Source organism: Streptomyces sp. NPDC021080 (genome assembly GCF_044333225.1).
GTDB lineage: Bacteria > Actinomycetota > Actinomycetes > Streptomycetales > Streptomycetaceae > Streptomyces.
The window spans coordinates 104,329-121,925 of the sequence record NZ_JBIRQM010000010.1 but is presented as its reverse complement, the minus strand read 5'-3'; the positions used below and the strand labels follow the sequence as shown (position 1 = coordinate 121,925).

General features: G+C 72.4%; 15 protein-coding genes. 6 read left to right on the top strand and 9 right to left on the bottom strand.

Annotation, left to right across the window (positions count from 1 at the left end; all coding sequences use genetic code 11):
• The first annotated feature begins 73 nt into the window (after positions 1–73).
• Complete coding sequence (locus ACH4S8_RS24850) at positions 74–1,672, top strand: ABC transporter permease (RefSeq protein ID WP_398397562.1); 1,599 nt, start codon at positions 74–76, stop codon at positions 1,670–1,672.
• Positions 1,673–2,758 carry an ABC transporter ATP-binding protein gene (locus ACH4S8_RS24845; RefSeq protein WP_398397559.1) on the top strand — a complete coding sequence of 362 codons (1,086 nt, stop codon included), beginning with the start codon at positions 1,673–1,675 and terminating at the stop codon, positions 2,756–2,758.
• Between the two features lie 72 nt (positions 2,759–2,830).
• Here ACH4S8_RS24845 and ACH4S8_RS24840 read toward each other — a convergent pair whose 3' ends face one another.
• From ACH4S8_RS24840 to ACH4S8_RS24810, 7 genes are all read right to left on the bottom strand, one after another.
• A complete protein-coding gene (locus tag ACH4S8_RS24840) occupies positions 2,831–3,490 on the bottom strand; it encodes an LAETG motif-containing sortase-dependent surface protein (protein WP_398397557.1) in 660 nt (219 codons plus the stop codon).
• A 187-nt stretch (positions 3,491–3,677) separates the two neighbouring features.
• Complete coding sequence (locus ACH4S8_RS24835) at positions 3,678–4,790, bottom strand: LOG family protein (protein WP_398398057.1); 1,113 nt, start codon at positions 4,788–4,790, stop codon at positions 3,678–3,680.
• A gap of 449 nt (positions 4,791–5,239) precedes the next feature.
• A complete protein-coding gene (locus ACH4S8_RS24830; RefSeq protein WP_398397555.1) occupies positions 5,240–5,647 on the bottom strand; it encodes a VOC family protein in 408 nt (135 codons plus the stop codon).
• A 144-nt stretch (positions 5,648–5,791) separates the two neighbouring features.
• Positions 5,792–7,498: a hypothetical protein gene (locus tag ACH4S8_RS24825; protein WP_398397553.1), complete on the bottom strand. Its 1,707-nt coding sequence runs from the start codon at positions 7,496–7,498 to the stop codon at positions 5,792–5,794.
• Positions 7,480–8,217 (bottom strand): ABC transporter ATP-binding protein, encoded by a 738-nt coding sequence (locus ACH4S8_RS24820; protein WP_398397551.1) that lies wholly within the window; start codon positions 8,215–8,217, stop codon positions 7,480–7,482. The genes ACH4S8_RS24825 and ACH4S8_RS24820 overlap by 19 nt, the downstream gene beginning before the upstream one ends.
• A 258-nt stretch (positions 8,218–8,475) precedes the next feature.
• The gene (locus ACH4S8_RS24815) at positions 8,476–9,858 is read right to left on the bottom strand and encodes an aspartate aminotransferase family protein (protein WP_398397549.1); all 1,383 of its coding nucleotides are present in this window, start codon (positions 9,856–9,858) and stop codon (positions 8,476–8,478) included.
• Complete coding sequence (locus tag ACH4S8_RS24810; RefSeq protein WP_339131888.1) at positions 9,843–10,358, bottom strand: Lrp/AsnC family transcriptional regulator; 516 nt, start codon at positions 10,356–10,358, stop codon at positions 9,843–9,845. Before ACH4S8_RS24810 ends, ACH4S8_RS24815 begins: the two co-directional genes overlap by 16 nt.
• A 188-nt stretch (positions 10,359–10,546) precedes the next feature.
• Between ACH4S8_RS24810 and ACH4S8_RS24805 the strand changes: the two genes are divergently transcribed.
• On the top strand, positions 10,547–11,986 hold the full coding sequence (locus tag ACH4S8_RS24805) for a gamma-aminobutyraldehyde dehydrogenase (protein WP_398397546.1): 1,440 nt from the start codon (positions 10,547–10,549) through the stop codon (positions 11,984–11,986).
• A gap of 249 nt (positions 11,987–12,235) precedes the next feature.
• Here the strand turns inward: ACH4S8_RS24805 and ACH4S8_RS24800 are convergent, their stop codons facing one another.
• Entirely contained in the window at positions 12,236–12,919 is a 684-nt protein-coding gene (locus tag ACH4S8_RS24800) for a hypothetical protein (protein ID WP_398397544.1), read from the bottom strand.
• A 349-nt stretch (positions 12,920–13,268) separates the two neighbouring features.
• Between ACH4S8_RS24800 and ACH4S8_RS24795 the strand changes: the two genes are divergently transcribed.
• The 3 genes from ACH4S8_RS24795 (at position 13,269) to ACH4S8_RS24785 (ending at position 16,872) form a co-directional block, all read left to right on the top strand.
• Positions 13,269–13,925 carry a response regulator transcription factor gene (locus tag ACH4S8_RS24795; protein WP_398397542.1) on the top strand — a complete coding sequence of 219 codons (657 nt, stop codon included), beginning with the start codon at positions 13,269–13,271 and terminating at the stop codon, positions 13,923–13,925.
• 218 nt (positions 13,926–14,143) lie between these two features.
• Entirely contained in the window at positions 14,144–15,631 is a 1,488-nt protein-coding gene (locus ACH4S8_RS24790; protein ID WP_398397539.1) for a sensor histidine kinase, read from the top strand.
• Between the two features lie 92 nt (positions 15,632–15,723).
• On the top strand, positions 15,724–16,872 hold the full coding sequence (locus ACH4S8_RS24785; RefSeq protein ID WP_398398054.1) for a spermidine/putrescine ABC transporter substrate-binding protein: 1,149 nt from the start codon (positions 15,724–15,726) through the stop codon (positions 16,870–16,872).
• 104 nt (positions 16,873–16,976) lie between these two features.
• On the opposite strand, the gene ACH4S8_RS24780 is transcribed toward ACH4S8_RS24785, so the two are convergent.
• Complete coding sequence (locus tag ACH4S8_RS24780) at positions 16,977–17,498, bottom strand: hypothetical protein (RefSeq protein WP_398397537.1); 522 nt, start codon at positions 17,496–17,498, stop codon at positions 16,977–16,979.
• Between the last annotated feature and the right edge of the window lie 99 nt (positions 17,499–17,597).

Below are 17,597 nucleotides of genomic sequence, written 5' to 3'. Positions count from 1 at the left end.
AGGAGAGGCCGGCCCCGCGGACGCGGCCTCGCGCCGCGCGCGCCGCCGAGGGAACGCGGCGCGGTTCGCCCTGATGGCGCTGCCCGTCGCGTTCTTCGCGGTGTTCTTCGCCTACCCCGTCGCCGCGATCGTCTCGCGCGGGCTCCACGGGGACGGCGGCTGGCAGCTCGGCCGGATCTGGGACGTCGCGACCCGGTCCGACATCCGGCACGTGCTGTGGTTCACCACCTGGCAGGCGCTCGCCTCGACGGCGCTCACGCTGCTGGTCGCGCTCCCCGGCGCGTATGTCTTCGCGCGCTTCGACTTCCGGGGAAAACAGATCCTCCGGGCCGTGGTGACGGTGCCCTTCGTGCTGCCGACCGTGGTCGTCGGCACCGCGTTCCTCGCGCTGGTCGGCCGGGGCGGGCTGCTCGACGACCTGTGGGGCCTGCGCCTGGACACCACGGTGTGGGCGATCCTGCTCGCGCACGTCTTCTTCAACTACGCGGTCGTGGTGCGGACCGTCGGCGGGCTCTGGTCGCAGCTCGACCCGCGTCAGGAGGAGGCCGCGCGCATGCTCGGGGCCTCGCGCCTCGCGGCCTGGCGCAGGGTGACGCTGCCCGCGCTCGGGCCCGCCGTGGCCGCCGCCGCTCTCATGGTCTTCCTCTTCACCTTCACCTCGTTCGGTGTGGTGCAGATCCTCGGCGGCCCCACCTTCTCGACCCTGGAGGTCGAGATCTACCGGCAGACCTCCGAGATCTTCGACCTCACGACGGCGGCGGTGCTGACGATCGTCCAGTTCGTGGCGGTCGGCGCGATCCTCGCCGTGCACGCGGCGACCGTGCGCCGACGGGAGACCGTCCTGCGCCTGGTCGCCCCCGACACCACCGCGCGCCGGCCGCGCGGCGGCGGACAGTGGGCGCTCCTCGCGGGCGTGCTGGCGAGCATCGCCGTCCTGCTCGTGCTGCCGCTCGCGGTCCTCGTCCAGCGGTCCCTCGACGCCCCGGGACTCGGCTACTACCGGGCCCTGGCCCACGACGACGGAGGGGTCTTCCTCGTCGCCCCGATCGAGGCGGTCGGCAACTCGCTGGAGTACGCGCTCGCCGCCACCGCCATCGCCGTGCTGATCGGCGGTCTGGCCGCAGCGGCCCTCACCCGGCGGGCCGGGCGGCTGATGCGGGGCTTCGACGCGCTGCTGATGCTCCCGCTCGGCGTCTCCGCGGTGACCGTCGGCTTCGGGTTCCTGATCGCCCTGGACGAGCCGCCGCTCGATCTGCGCGCGAGCTGGATCCTGGTGCCGCTGGCGCAGGCGCTGGTCGGCGTCCCCTTCGTCGTACGGACCATGCTGCCCGTGCTGCGCGCGGTGGACGGGCGGCTGCGGGAGGCCGCGGCCGTCCTCGGGGCGTCCCCGTGGCGGGTGTGGCGCGAGGTCGACCTGCCGATGGTGCGGCGGGCCCTGCTGATCGCGGCCGGCTTCGCCTTCGCCGTCTCCCTCGGGGAGTTCGGGGCGACCGTGTTCATCGCCCGGCCCGACAACCCGACGCTGCCGGTCGCCGTGGCCCGGCTGCTCGGCCGCGCGGGCGATCTCAACTACGGCCAGGCGATGGCCCTTTCGACGATCCTGATGGTGGTGTGCGCGGTGTCGTTGCTGCTCCTGGAACGGGTGCGGACCGACCGGACCGGGGAGTTCTAGATGCTGCTGAGCCTTCAGGGCGCGACCGTACGCTTCGGCGGACGGGCCGTGCTCGACGCCGTCGACCTCGATGTCGCCGAGCACGAGATCGTGTGCGTGCTCGGACCGAGCGGCAGTGGCAAGTCCACTCTGCTGCGGACGGTGGCCGGACTGCAGCCGCTGGACGCGGGCCGGGTGGTGCTGGACGGACAGGACCAGACGGCCGTCCCCGCGCACAAGCGCGGCGTCGGCCTGATGTTCCAGGACCACCAGCTCTTCCCGCAGCGGGACGTGGGCGGCAACGTCGCCTTCGGGCTGCGGATGCGCGGCACGTCCAAGGACGGACAGGCGGCACGGGTGGGGGAGCTGCTGGATCTCGTCGGTCTGCCCGGAGCCCGGGACCGCGCCGTCGCCTCGCTCTCCGGCGGCGAGCAGCAGCGCGTGGCGCTGGCCCGGGCCCTCGCGCCCCGCCCCCGGCTGCTGATGCTCGACGAACCGCTCGGCCAGCTGGACCGCTCGCTGCGCGAACGGCTCGTCGTCGAACTGCGCGAACTCTTCGGTGAACTGGGCACGACGGTGCTCGCCGTCACGCACGACCAGGGCGAGGCCTTCGCGCTCGCCGACCGGGTCGTGGTGATGCGCGACGGGCGGATCGCCCAGTCCGGTACGCCGCTCGAGGTCTGGCAGCAGCCCGCGGACGCCTTCGTGGCCCGTTTCCTCGGCTTCGACAACGTGGTCGAGGCGACGGTGGGCGCGACGGCCGCCGACACCCCGTGGGGCAAGGTCCCGGTGCCCGAGGGCACCGACCGGGGACCCGGCACGCTCCTCGTACGGCCCGCCGGCGTACGGCTGGTGGCCGCTGCGGACGGGCTGCGCTGCACCGTGGCCGCACGCACCTTCCGGGGCACGCACGTCGCCGTACAACTGCAGCCGGAGGGGGCGCCCCGGCTGGAGGCGGCGTGCGCGCTGCGGGACGCGCCCGAGCCCGGGGACGTGGTCGGGGTCGAGTTCGACGCCGCCGAGATCGTCGTCCTCGGGGATCCCGGGACTCCGGGGACTCCGGAGGCGCGGTCCACAGTGAAGGGCTCGGCGCCTCACGCCGGTTGAGCGCGGCGTCCGGACAGCCGTGTGGCCCGCCCCCTCGACGGGGACGGGCCACAGGCTTGTTCAGGAGGTGGTTCAGCTCGCCTTCGAGGCGCCACGGCGGCGCATGCCGAAGAAGACCGCTCCGCCACCGACGAGGACGAACGCACCGGCGATGCCGGCGATCATCGGGGTGTTGGAGTTCGCACCGGTCTCGGCGAGGTTGGACTCACCGGCGGCCGCGGACGGCTGGTTGTCGCCCGGGGTGGCCGGAGCGGCGCTGCTCTCCGAGTCGGAAGGGCTGGCCGAGTCCGAGGGAGCCTCCGAGGAAGCGGACTCCGACGGCTCCGGGCTCGCCGACGGGGACGGCGACTCCGACTTCGTGGAGCAGGCCTCGTCCTTCGTCACCAGGTTCGGCGAGATGTCCTTGTCCACGATGTTCGGGACGCTGACGTGGATCCGGTACTCGGCCTTGGGCGCCCAGTCCTCCGAGAAGGAGATGGTGGCGCCGTTCTTGCTGCCGGTGACCTTCTGGGCGTCGCCGACCTGGCGCGCGTCGGCGCCGTTCGACTCCAGGAAGACCGTGACGGTGGCTTCCTTGGCGGAGCCGTCGATGTCGGTCACGGTGATGATGCCCTTCCCGTTGCCGTCACAGGTGGCGGCGGCCGAGAAGTCCTTGATGTTGCAAGCGAGTGCGTTGCCGGCGACGCCGAGCGCGAGCGCGGCAGAGGCGGAGGCAACGCCGAGGATTCGCACGGAACGTGCGGTGCGTCGAGATATGGACACGATTGCCCTTCACAGGTTGCGCAACTGCGGGGGGTGTTGGGGGATTTGCTGTGAATCATTCCAGCAACATGGCCCCCAGCGGTTTCACAGGTTTATAAGCGCGACCTAAGGGCTGTCAATGCATATGCCCTCCCCCGCTGTTGGCTTTGCCGAGTCGTTAACCTCCGAGGTGTTTGAGCGCCTGCGGAGCGTCATCGACCTCGTCGACGAGCGCGATCCGCGACTCCATCGCACGGTCCCGGGCCAGCGACTTGAGCAGCTCCCAGGCCGGGAACCGCTCGGTCCAGTGCGCGCGGTCCACCAGGACCATGGGAGTCGGCTCACCCCTGGACCCGTAGAAGTTGGGCGTCGCGTTGTCGAAGATCTCCTGTACGGTCCCGGCGGCGCCCGGCAGGAAGACGACCCCCGCGTTCGAGCGGGCCAACAGCCCGTCCTCACGGATCGCGTTGGCAAAGTACTTGGCGATGTGCTCGGCGAAGGCGTTGGGCGGCTCGTGGCCGTAGAACCAGGTGGGGACCCCGACCGAGGGGCCGCCCGAGGGCCAGCGTTCGCGCACCTCGAACGCCGCGCGCGCCCAGTCGGTGACGGACGGGGTGAACGAGGGGGCGGCGGCCAGCACGCGCAGCGCCTCGTCGAGCATGCCGTCGTCGAACGGGGCCGCGTACGCGCCGAGGTTCGCCGCCTCCATGGCGCCGGGGCCGCCGCCGGTGGCGACCATGAGGCCGGAGCGGGCGAGGGTGCGGCCGAGCCGCGCGGCCCCCGCGTAGGCCTCCGTGCCGCGCTCCATCGCGTGGCCGCCCATCACGCCCACCACCCGTACACCGGAGAGGAGTTCGTCGAGCGCGTCCGAGACGGAGTCGTCGTGGAGCGCGCGCACCATCGAGGCGAATATGTCGCCGTCGGCCTTGGTCCGCTGGAACCAGGCGTACGCGCGGGCGTCCGGCGTCGACTCGTATCCCTCGTCGAGCGAGGCGAAGAGTTCGCCGGGGGAGTAGAGACGACCCCGGTACGGGTCGAGGGGGAGGCCCGGTACGGGCGGGAAGACGAGGGCGCCCGAGAGCCGGACCCGCGTGGCCGCCTCGGGCTCCATCGGGCAGCCGAGGAACACGGCACCCGTGGTGTCCACGGAGAGCAGCTCCCGGGTACGGCCCGTCAGGTCGACGGCCTGGACCCGGAATCCGGCGAGCGAGCCGCCCGCCGAGACGACCCCGTCGAACTCGGCGAGGGATTCGATCTCATGGTCGGGGGAGACGTGAAGAGGAGTCGGCAGCACGCGGCCATGCTAGGGGCTGCCGCCCGGGGACACCGGGGATACCGGGGTCCGGGGCACCCGGCACCCGACCCGCCCCGGAGTCCGGCCGCTCTCGAAGTCCGGAACACCGGCACCCGACCCGCCCCCGGGACGGCTGGTACCCGACCCCGTCGTGGGGTGGCCGGTACCGCGATCCGCCCCGGGGCCGGGATGCGAGACCGAAAGGCGCCCGTGTCAGGGTTCCCGCCCGGTGCGGTGGTGTCCGGGGAGGTGGGCTGTCGTCGCGTCAGCCGGGCTCGTCCGGTGGGCGGGTGACGCTCCGGTGGATGCCCCACCGGTGTCCAGGGCCGGCCCAGGGCTCCGGGCGACGCGCCGGGCCGGCGCGCGGACCCCTGTACCGCGCGCCGGCCCCGGGAAACCGGCCGGCTGTGAGGCCCGGCCTCGGAACGCAGGCCGGTCGGTGGGGCTCAGCCCTGGACCGCCGCCGGGTCCATCCACATGACCTCCCAGGTGTGGCCGTCCAGGTCGTCGAAGGCGCGGCCGTACATGAAGCCCTGGTCCTGGGCCTCGCCGGTCCCCGAACCGCCCGCCGCGATGGCGGCGTCGACCAGCTCGTCGACCTTCTCGCGGCTCTCGGCGCTCAGACACAGCAGCACCTCGCTGGTCTTCGTCGCGTCCGCGATCTCCTTCTTGGTGAAGTCCGCGTAGCGCTGCTTGCCGAGCAGCATCGCGATGATCGTGTCGCTGATCACCACGCAGGCGCAGTCGTCGGTGGAGAACTGGGGGTTGATCGAGTAGCCGAGCTCCGTGAAGAACTTCCTCGAGGCGGCGACGTCGGACACGGGCAGGTTCACGAAGATCATCTGCTGGTACATGCGAGGTTCTCCCGTCGGTGTTGTGCCGTTCGCAGGGACAGACCGGGGGCCCGCCCGGAAATCATCGGCCGGGCACGGATCTTTTTTCCGGGGGACCGCGCCGACCGGTCCGCGGGCGTCTCGGCCGATCGGCCCGCGGGCCGGTCAGTTGATCAGAGGAAGCGCGGCCAGTTCGGCGACCACCCAGGTCAGCGGGGCGAACACGACGAACAGCGCCCCGGCGCGCAGAACCGCGGCAGCGCGCAGCATCGAGGCGGGCGCCCCCAGCCGCAGCAGGGCCGCCGTGGTGTCGGCACGGGCCTGCCTCGCCTCGACGGCGGCGGTCGCCAGGGTCAGCAGCGTGCACCCGGCCACCAGCAGGGCGCCGAGGGTGGTCAGCGGACCGAACGCGGGCCGGGCGCCGGTGTACAGCGCCGTCATGGCGAACCCGCCCGACGCCACCGCGCACACCACCCCCAGCGGCTGCCCGATGCGCCGCGCCTCCGACTGGAGCATCCGCCCGGCCAGCAGGCGCAGCGCGCCGGGCCGTACGGCCTGGAGCAGCCATCCGCACAGATACGTGATCGCGGGCCCGGCGAGGGCCAGGCCGAGCGCCGTCAGCACCCAGCCGAGCAGCACCCCGGCCGGTCCGCCGGCGAAGCCGCCGGGCAGCGCGAGCGCGGGCGCGGGTCCCGAACGGCTCGCGTACGTCTCCACGGCGAGTCCCGCCGCCAGCGTGGCCGCGCCCCAGGGGAGCCCGTCGGGGCAGGACTGCGGGGGCGTCGGCCGCCGGGTGCCGGCCACGGCGGCCCGGCGCAGGTCCGCGCGCACCCAGGGCACGGACGCCCCCTCGTACGCCATCGCCGCCCCCTCGGCCACGTATGCCGCCGTCACGCCATCGGCCGCGTACGCCACAGTCGTCCCCTCGGCCGCGTACGGCATGTCCATGAACTCGTACGAGGAGGGGGATCCGTGTCGAGCTCGGTCTTCGGGGGCGACCGCGGCCGGACGGTCCTCCAGGGCCGGACGCGGGGTCTCCCCGGAGGCGTACGCCGCGGCGGTCCAGTGGAAGTCGGGGCCGACGGAGCCGTCCGGTCCGGGGGCTCGGGGGTCGGGTGCCGGCAGGACGGCGCCGTCGGCATCCGTCGACGCGTCCCGGAACCCGTCGCCGGTGCCGGTCACGGTGAGCCCCTCGGCCGTTCCGGTCGCTCCGGGCGTGCCGGGCGCGGTCCTGCCGGGAGCGCCGGCCACCGGCCGGCCGTCGCCGCCGCGGGTACCGGGCCGGGGAGCGCTCGCGACCGCGTTCTGCCGTGCCGAGAGCCAGGTGCGGCCGTACGACCACGCGGTGCGCGCCGGACGGCCGCCGCGCGGGCGCAGGGCCAGGGCGGCCGCTCCGGAGGCCGCGGCCGGCACCAGGACGAGCAGCGTCAGGGCCGCGGGCAGGGGCAGGGACTGGCCGGAGGCGAGGAAGTCCGCCGCCGCTCCGCCGAACGGGACGCCGGTCAGATCGCCGCGCAGATGGAGGAAGACGAGCAGCGCGAGCAGCGAACCGAGGAGCGTGGACAGGGCCGTGGTGGCGGCGGAGACCGCCATCAGCCGGCCCGGGCCGAGGCCGATGGCGGACAGGCCGGACCGGGGCCGGGTGGCGGGGTCGGTGCGGGCCACCGCGACGGCGAAGTAGACCGTGGCGGCGAGGGGGGCGACGCACCAGGCCAGGCGCAGCGCGCCGGCGGCCGAGGCGTCCGGATGACTCATCGCGTAACCCAGTGTGCACAGCAGCAGGAACCCGGTGCCCGCGGAGGCGGCGGCGACCAGGAGCCGGCGGAACTGGACGAGGGGGTGGCCGCCGCGGGCTAGACGGAGAGCGAGCACGCGGCCCGGCCTTCCGCCTCGACGACCGGGGGCAGGTGGACGGTGTTCACACGCCGTCCGTCGAGCAGGGACACCGTGCGGTCGGCGAGGGCCGCGGTGGCCGGGTCGTGGGTGGCGAGGACGACGGTGATGCTGTGCGACCGGGCCGCCGAGGTGAGGGTGCGCAGTACGTGCGTCCGGTCGGCGCGGTGCAGCGGCGCCGTCGGCTCGTCGGCGAACAGCACGGTGGGCGCGGGGGCCAGGGCACGGGCGACGGCCACCCGCTGCCGCTCGGACTGGAGCAGGGCGTGCGGGCGCTTGCGGGCACAGCCGCCGATGTCCAGGCGCGTCAGCCACTCCAGGGCGGCGGTCTTGGCGTCCCGGCGGGTCCAGCCGCGCAGCATCAGCGGGAGGGCGGTGTTCTCCCAGGCGTTCAGTTCGGGGACCAGCATCGGGACGGGGTCGATCCAGCCGAACCGGTCCCGGCGCAGCCGCTCGCGGGTGAGCGGCCCCATGGTGTGCACGGGCGTGCTGTTGAACCAGACCTCGCCCCGCTGCGGCAGCAACTGGCCGGACAGGCAGCGCAGGAGGGTCGTCTTGCCGCTGCCGCGCGGGCCGCCGACGGCGAGGATCTCGCCCTCACGGACACCGAGCGAGACACCGCTGAGCGCGGGCGAGCCGTTGTGCTCGACGTGCAGGGCGCGTGCCCAGAGCACGTCGTTGTCGGGCGGGGCCACCATGGCGTACACCTCGTTCGGATCTGATGTGCCGTGCCCGGCGATCTCTTCGAGGTCGCTCGGTCCCCCGGACGGAGGAACGAAGGCAGGGCCGATCGGTTACAGGGCACGCTAAGGAGTCGGGGCCGGGAGGCCGGACAGCACGCGGCCCCGGGCCGCCCATTCTCACTCGAACGGGCGCCACCGGGGCCGGTGCCGGTCAGCCGTACGGAAGACCGGACCCGCCGGGGGAAAAGGCGGGGCCGGGCTCACGGCTCGGGATCAGAGCTTGGTCCACGCCTCCGTCAGGACCTGACGGACGATCCCCTCGATCTCGTCGAAGGTCGACTGGTCGGAGATCAGCGGCGGCGACAGCTGGATGACCGGGTCACCGCGGTCGTCGGCGCGGCAGTAGAGGCCGTACTCGAAGAGCTTCTTGGAGACGAAGCCGTAGAGCACGCGCTCCGACTCCTCGTCCGTGAAGGTCTCCTTGGTGGCCTTGTCCTTCACCAGCTCGATGCCGTAGAAGAAGCCGTTGCCGCGGACGTCGCCGACGATCGGCAGGTCGTGCAGCTTCTGCAGGGTCTTCAGGAAGTTCGCCTCGTTGTCCAGCACGTGCTGGTTGAGGCCCTCGCGCTCGAACAGGTCGAGGTTGGCCAGGCCCACGGCCGCGGAGACCGGGTGGCCGCCGAAGGTGTAGCCGTGCAGGAAGGTGTTGTCGCCCTTGTAGAACGGCTCGGCGATGCGGTCGGAGACGATGCACGCGCCGATCGGGGAGTAGCCCGAGGTCATGCCCTTGGCGCAGGTGATCATGTCCGGTACGTAGCCGAACTTGTCGCAGCCGAACATCGTGCCGAGGCGGCCGAAGGCGCAGATGACCTCGTCCGAGACCAGCAGCACGTCGTACTGGTCGCAGATCTCGCGCACGCGCTGGAAGTAACCGGGCGGCGGCGGGAAGCAGCCGCCGGCGTTCTGCACCGGCTCCAGGAAGACCGCGGCGACGGTGTCCGGGCCCTCGAAGAGGATCTCCTGCTCGATCTGGTCGGCGGCCCAGCGGCCGTAGGCCTCGGGGTCGTCGCCGAAGAGCGGGGCGCGGTAGATGTTGGTGTTGGGGACCTTGTGGGCACCCGGGACCAGCGGCTCGAAGGGGGCCTTCAGGGCCGGCAGGCCGGTGATGGACAGGGCGCCCTGCGGGGTGCCGTGGTAGGCGACCGCACGCGAGATGACCTTGTACTTGGTCGGCTTGCCCTGCAGCTTGAAGTACTGCTTGGCCAGCTTCCACGCGGTCTCGACGGCCTCGCCGCCACCCGTCGTGAAGAACACCTTGTTCAGGTCGCCCGGCGCGTGGTGGGCGAGGCGCTCGGCCAGCTCGATGGCCTTGGGGTGGGCGTAGGACCACACGGGGAAGAAGGCCAGCTCGGCGGCCTGCTTGGCGGCCACCTCGGCCAGCTCCTGGCGGCCGTGGCCCGCCTGGACCACGAACAGGCCCGCGAGACCGTCGAGGTAGCGCTTGCCCTTGTCGTCGTAGATGTAGGTGCCCTCACCACGGACGATCGTGGGAACGGGCGCGTTCTCGTACGAGGACATGCGGGTGAAGTGCATCCACAAGTGGTCGTACGCGGTCTTGCTGAGGTCCTTGGTGCTCACGGTTATCGGGTTCCCCACATGTAGGTCTGCTTCTTGAGCTTCAGATAGACGAAGCTCTCGGTGGAGCGCACCCCGGGCAGGGCCCGGATGCGTTTGTTGATGACGTCCAGCAGGTGGTCGTCGTCCTCGCAGACGATCTCGGCGAGGATGTCGAACGAGCCCGCGGTCATCACCACGTACTCGACTTCCGACATGGCAGCCAGCGCTTCGGCCACCGGGTCGAGGTCGCCCTCGACGGTGACACCCACCATCGCCTGACGGCGGAATCCCACGGTGAGCGGGTCCGTGACGGCGACGATCTGCATGACGCCCTGGTCGAGCAGCTTCTGGACCCGCTGGCGCACGGCGGCCTCGGAGAGGCCCACGGCCTTGCCGATCGCGGCGTACGGGCGGCGTCCGTCCTGCTGGAGCTGCTCGATGATGGCGAGGGAGACGGTGTCCAGCTGGGGACTGCCGTTCCTGGACTCGCGGGAGTCCCTGGGTTCCGCGCTTCGACTGACCACGACCCCACTGTGCACGACGTATCGACAGTTCCGCAAGGTTCGGGCGATGAAATTCGTTGTTTACGGGTACGTGTCTTGCGGATTTCGCAGCTCTGGGCCGTTCGGGGGTGTTGAAAACGTGGAGCCACGGATTAGGGTGGGGACTCAGGCATCTCAGGTAGTGGACACCTGGGTCGTTGGACATCCGACAGGAGGGCCGGGCAGTGAGCACCGAGCTGCGTCGTCTGCGCAATTACATCGACGGAGAGTTCCGCGATGCCGCCGATGGACGGACCACGGAGGTGGTCAACCCCGCGACCGGCGAGGCGTACGCGACCGCGCCGCTCTCCGGCCGGGCGGACGTGGACGCCGCCATGGCGGCCGCCGCCGCGGCCTTCCCGGAGTGGCGGGACAAGACCCCCGCCGAGCGGCAGAAGGCCCTCCTGAAGATCGCGGACGCGTTCGAGGAGCGTGCCGAGGAGCTGATCGCGGCCGAGGTGGAGAACACCGGCAAGCCGATCGGTCTGACCCGGTCCGAGGAAATCCCCCCGATGGTCGACCAGATCCGCTTCTTCGCGGGTGCCGCCCGCATGCTCGAGGGCCGCTCGGCCGGCGAGTACATGGAGGGCATGACCTCGATCGTCCGCCGCGAGCCCGTCGGCGTCTGCGCCCAGGTCGCTCCGTGGAACTACCCGATGATGATGGCGGTGTGGAAGTTCGCCCCGGCCCTCGCCGCGGGCAACACGGTCGTCCTCAAGCCGTCGGACACCACGCCGGCATCCACCGTCCTGATCGCCGACATCCTCGGCGGCATCCTGCCCAAGGGCGTCTTCAACGTCGTCTGCGGCGACCGTGACACGGGCCGCGCGATGGTCGAGCACCCGACCCCGGCGATGGCCTCCATCACCGGCTCCGTCCGCGCGGGCATCTCGGTCGCCGAGTCGGCCTCCAAGGACGTCAAGCGCGTCCACCTGGAGCTGGGCGGCAAGGCCCCGGTCGTCGTCTTCGAGGACACCGACATCGCCAAGGCCGTCGAGGACATCTCGGTCGCGGGCTTCTTCAACGCCGGCCAGGACTGTACGGCCGCCACCCGCGTCCTCGTCCAGGACTCCATCCACGACGAGTTCGTCGCCGCGCTCGCCAAGGCCGCCTCGGAGACCAAGACCGGTCAGCCGGACGACGAGGACGTGCTCTACGGCCCGCTGAACAACCCCAACCAGCTCAAGCAGGTCGCCGGGTTCATCGAGCGTCTGCCCGCGCACGCCAAGGTCGAGGCGGGCGGCCAGCAGGTCGGCGACAAGGGCTACTTCTACGCCCCGACCGTCGTCTCCGGCCTCAAGCAGGACGACGAGATCATCCAGAACGAGGTCTTCGGCCCGGTCATCACCGTCCAGTCCTTCTCGGACGAGGCGCAGGCCATCGAGTGGGCCAACGGCGTCGACTACGCGCTGGCCTCCTCGGTCTGGACGAAGGACCACGGCCGCGCGATGCGCCTGTCCAAGTCCCTCGACTTCGGCTGCGTGTGGATCAACACCCACATCCCGCTGGTCGCCGAGATGCCGCACGGCGGCTTCAAGAAGTCCGGCTACGGCAAGGACCTGTCGGGCTACGGCTTCGAGGACTACACGCGCATCAAGCACGTGATGACGTCGCTGGACGGCTGAGGACCGTCGGCCGACGGCTTCACGGTTGCCGGCCGAGGCCCGACGGCCGAGGGTTGTCGGCTGACCGGCTGACCGGCTGACCGGCTGACCGGCTGACCGGCTGACCGGCTGACCGGCTGACCGGCTGTCGGCCGGCGTCGCGTCACGGCCCACCGCTTGCCTGCGGCCGTGCGCCGGTCGTGTGAACCACGTGGCCCCGGACGGGAGTCGATCCCGTCCGGGGCCACGCTGTTCCCCCTTCGCGCCGGATCAGGCGCTCTCGGTCACGCCGGAGAGCGTGGGCTCGTCGGGTGTGCCCGGCTTCCCCTTCTCCGTGTGGAATCCGGGCACCTCGCCGAAGCCTCCGGCGGAGCTTCCGACGGAGCCGCCGTCGGACCTTCCGATGGAGCCGCCGACGGAGCCCCCGCCGGATCCGGAGCCGGGCTTGCCGGGCTTGCCCGGAACGGGCGGCGCCGGCAGGCCGGCCTTCGACGAGAGGGTGATGCCGGCCTTCTTCAGGATCGGCGCGCACGCCTTCTGCGCGGAGCGGTAGCTCTTGGAGTCCGGGTCGAATCCCTTGGTCGCCCCGACCCGCACGCTGAACCGGATGCGGCCCTCCTTGTCCTTCGAGGCGTGGAAGGCGGGAAAGACCTTCTGGCCGTGGCCGCGCATGCAGGCCGCGAACGCGTCGTTGGCGGTGTTCACGTCCCCGGGCGCGTGCGAGGTAGGCCGGTACCCGACGGCGCCCGGGGCTCCGACGGGGGGCAGACCGTCCTTCGGCGGCTTGCCGGTCGTCGAGTGCTGCGTGATCCGGGCCGACGCGGCGGTACCCGTCGTCGCCGTGGACCTGTCGGACGCCGAAGCGGCCGAGGCGCTGACGGTCCCGAGAGTGGCGGCCGAGATCAAGGCGCAGGCCAGGGCGAGTCGTCGTGGCCGAGCGGTCGGTGCACGCATGGGCTTCCTCCATGGGGTGGGCGGCGGTGCCGCCGGTTCGTACGGGTGGCGCACGACGGCGCGCCGCCGTGCCGTCGCGCGTCGTGGTTCGACGCGTCGCGCCGCGATGTGCCCGGCGGGATCCGTCGTGCCGGGACACGGCTCGGCGGGGTGTGCGCTGTCGTGCTGCGCTCCAGACAAGCCCGGGAGCGGTTACGGCACGGGAACGGCCGCCCTTATCGCGAACCGACAGGGAGCCGGGGGCCGCGGGCCGACCTCGAGTGCGGGTCCGGCCCCGGCCGAGGAGCGCGGGGGCTCGCACAGGGGGCGCTTATCCCCGTGTAACCACCGGGCCGCCACACTGACCGCCATGCGTGTGCTGGTGGTCGAGGACCATGAAGAGCTGGCCGAGACCGTGGCCGCCGGGCTGCGCCGTGAGGGCATGGCGGTCGATCTCGCGCTGGACGGGCCCACGGCGCTGGAGCGCGCCGCGGTCAACGGGTACGACGTCGTCGTCCTCGACCGCGATCTGCCCGGCGTCCACGGCGACCAGGTGTGCCGGACGCTGGCCGCGGGCGACAGCCGGGCGAGAGTGCTGATGCTGACCGCGTCCGGCACGGTGGCCGACCGGGTCATGGGACTCGGTCTCGGCGCCGACGACTATCTGCCCAAGCCGTTCGCGTTCGCCGAACTCGTGGCACGTGTACGGGCATTGGCGCGACGCGCGCAGCCCGCGCTGCCTCCCGTCCTGGTCCGCGGGGAGCTGCGGCTCGACCCGGCCAGGCGGCAGGCGACCCGGGGCGGTTCGGGGCTCGCCCTCAGCCCGAAGGAGTTCGCCGTGCTCGAACTCCTGCTGGCCGCGCAGGGCGCCGTGGTCTCCACCGAGGAACTCCTGGAGCGGGCCTGGGACGAGGCGGCCGATCCCTTCAGCCAGACCGTGAAGGTCACCGTGAGCCGGCTGCGCCGCAAACTGGGGGAGCCGCAGCTGATCGCGACGGTGGACCGGGCGGGATACCGGATCGCATGACGGACGTGTCCGCAGGCGTGAACCGGGCGGCCCCGTACGGCACGCGCCCGCGGTCGGCGCAGCCCGGTCACCGCTGGTGGCGAGTTCTGCCGGCCGTCCGCGGTCGGCAGGCCCCGGCAGGTGTCCGCGGGAGGCAGGCCCCGTACGGCACGCGCCCGCGGTCCGTTCCGCCCGGTCGCCGTCGGTGGCAAGCCCCGCAGACCACCCGCGGGCGGGAGGTGCCCGGCGGCGTCGGCGGACGGCAGGTTCCGGGCGGTGTCCGGTGGCGGCCGGCTCCGCGCAGTATCCGCTGGCGGCTCACCCTGATCTACAGCGCGCTGTTCATGGCCGCGGGGGCCGCCCTGCTCGGCTTCACCTACCTGCTGGCGTCGCGGGCCGCACCGTCGGCGGCGGTCGGGGGCTCGGTCTCGGGGTCCGGGATGCCCGGCAGTGACGCCTACACCCCCGATCCGCCGACCCTCACGATGTACGCCGAGGCCCTGCGCGCCGATCAACTGCACCAACTGCTCGTCGAGGCGGGCATCGCGCTCGCCGTGATGACGTTCGCCTCGGTGGTCCTGGGCTGGCTGATGGCCGGACGCGTTCTCGCGCCGCTGCGCACGATGACCGCCGCCGCCCGGCGGATCTCCGCGGACAACCTCCGCCAGCGGCTGGCGATGCCGGGTCCCGAGGACGAACTGAAGGCGATGGCGGACACCTTCGACGACGTACTGGGGCGGCTGGAGGGCGCGTTCGAGGCACAGAAGCAGTTCGTCGCCAACGCGTCGCACGAACTGCGCACACCCCTCACGCTCCAGCAGGCGATCGTGGACGTCGCGCTCGCCGACCCCGGGGCGTCGGTGGAGAGTCTGCGGGCCGCGTGCCTGCGCGTTCGCGCCGCCGGACAGGAACAGGCGCGTCTCATCGACGCCCTGCTGACTCTTGCCCGCAGCCAACGCGGGCTTCAGCGCAGGGAGTTCGTCGACCTCGCCGAGATGGTGCGGGAACGGCTGCCGGACGGCGCGGTGGTGGACGACGGCTCCTGTGGTGCCGGGTCGCCGTCCGGCGAGGAGCCGGACGGAGGGCCCGGGGACGGCGGGCCCGGGGATGCCGAGTCCGAGGGCGGCGGGTCCCAGGAAGGCGCGCCCGGGGACGGCGGGTTCGAGGGTGGCGGGCCCGGGGATGCCGAGTCCGAGGGCGGCGGGTCCCAGGAAGGCGCGCCCGAGGAGGGCGGGTCCGAGTGCGGCGGGTCCGAGGGGGGCGGGCCGCAGGTGCGGGCCGATCTCGGCTCCGCGCTCGTGCTGGGCGACCCCCAGCTGATCGAGCGACTCGTGGTCAACCTCGCGGACAATGCCGTACGGCACAACAACCATGGGGGCGACGAGAGGTGGGTCCGCCTGTGGACCGGGACCGAGGCGGGGCGCCCGGTCCTGCGGATCGACAACTCCGGCCCGGTGATCGCGCGTGAGCAAGTGGCCGGACTCTTCCAGCCGTTCCGGCGACTGGGCGCGGAACGGACCCGCACGCACCCGCGCGGGAAGGGTCGGCCCCGCGAGGGCCTCGGGCTCGGCCTGTCCATCGTCACGGCCGTGGCCACCGCCCACGGCGGCACGGTCGAGGCGTGGCCCCGTCCGCGGGGCGGCCTGTCGGTGAGGGTCACGTTCCCGCCGTGCGCGCTGCCGCGCCCGGACACGGATCGACAGGGTGTCGGGCCCACGCGCGAGTGATCGACGCAGCGTCCATTGTCCGGACCGGGCCAGGGTCGGCATGCTTCGCGCGTGCCCGTGAATCGGAAGACCTCGCCCCCTCCCGCCGGTCCCTGCTGCGCGCCCTGGGCGGTGGTGCCGCGCTCGGCGCCCTCGCGGGATGCGGGGTGCCGGCGGCGTACGTGGGGCCGGGCGACCGGGCCGGAGCCGACCTCTCCGCCACGGACAAGCGGCTGACCTGGGCGAACTGGCCGCTGTACATCGACACCGACGACGAGGACACCACCCGGCGGCCGACGCTGGAGGCCTTCGAGAAGCGCACCGGGATCTCCGTCGACTACATCGAGGAGATCAACGACAACGACGAGTTCTTCGGCAAGATCAGTCCGTCCCTGATGAACCACCAGCGGACCGGCCGCGACCTCATCGTCATCAGCGACTGGATGTGCGCCCGTTTCGTCCGGCTCGGCTGGGTCCAGGAGATGGACAGGACCCGGCAGCCGAACGTCGCCAAGTACCTTGATCCGCTGCTGAGTTCGCCCGCCTTCGACCCCGGCCGCAAGGCCTCGGTGCCCTGGCAGTCGGGGATCACCGGCATCGCGTACAACCGCCGCAAGACGGGTCGCGAGATCCGGCACGTGTCCGACCTGTGGGCCGACGACCTCAAGGGCCGGGTCACCCTGCTCTCCGGCCTGGACGAGGCGTTCGCGCTGCTCATGCAGGGCAACGGCGTCGACATCACGAAGTGGCGGGCCGACGACTTCCATCAGGTGTGCGATCAGGTCGAGAAGCAGGTCCGCCGCGGTCAGATCCGCCGCTTCACCGGCAACGACTACATCAAGGACCTGGCCGGCGGGGACGTGCTGGCCTGCCAGGCCTACTCGGGCGACGTGATCCAGCTCCAGGCCGACAACCCCGACATCCGTTTCGTCGTCCCCGAGGAGGGCGCCGAACTGTGGGCCGAGTCGCTGATGATCCCCAACCTTGCCCGGCACAAGGCCAACGCGGAGAAGCTCGTCGACTTCTACTACGAGCCGGAGGTCGCCGCCGAGCTGGCCGCCTGGGTCAACTACGTCTGTCCGGTCCCCGCCGCCCAGGACGTCCTCGCCTCCTCCAAGGACAAGGACACCGCCGCCCTCGCCGAGGACCCGCTGATCTTCCCGGACGCGACCATGCGGAAGCGCCTCGCGATCGCCCGCGACATCACCGCCGACGAACGCACGGAGTTCGCCAAGCGCTGGAACGCGATAGCGGGCCTGTGAACCGGAGGCCTCCGCTCCTGTGACGCCGAGGCCCTCTCGCCCCGGACGGCGAGAAGGCCCGTTTGGACTGCCCCTGCCCCTGCTCCTACCCCTGCCCTTGCCGCTCAGCGAGACAGCCCCGATGCCCTCAGTACGGCGCGCACCGTCTCGTCGTCGATCCGGTGCCCCAGCCGGTCGAGGAACTCGGCTCCGTGGCGCAGTGTGCCGCGCTCGACGGAGCGGCGCACGCCGGTGTCGAGTTCGTGCCAGATCAGCGGGTTCGCGGTGAGGACGCGGGGGTCGAGCTCCAGGCGGTGGCCGCTCGCGTCCCGCAGGACGAGGTGGGAGGAAACACCGTCGTACTGCCGTACGCTCGTCAGCGCGTCCGTGCGGACGACGCGTCGGCGCCACGGTGTGCGGACCGCCAGCCAGCCGGGGCCGGCGCTCACCCGGGGTGGCAGCAGGACGACACCCACCGCCGCGGACACCGTGAGCCACAGCAGGGCGCGCAGGGGTGTCACGCTGCCCGCGTCCCAGTCGACGAGCAGGGCCATGGCGCAGAACAGCAGGGCGCAGGTCACCGCGAGCCGCGCGCTGCCACTCCAGTTCCGGTCGCCGACCGGGCCGACCGGTCCGCTTCGTTCCACGCAACCGACGCTATGCGGCCCCGCCGGGTCCGGCGATCGTCGCTGACGGACTCCTGACGCCAAAGGCGTGGATGCTGACGGGTTCCATACGCGCGGACC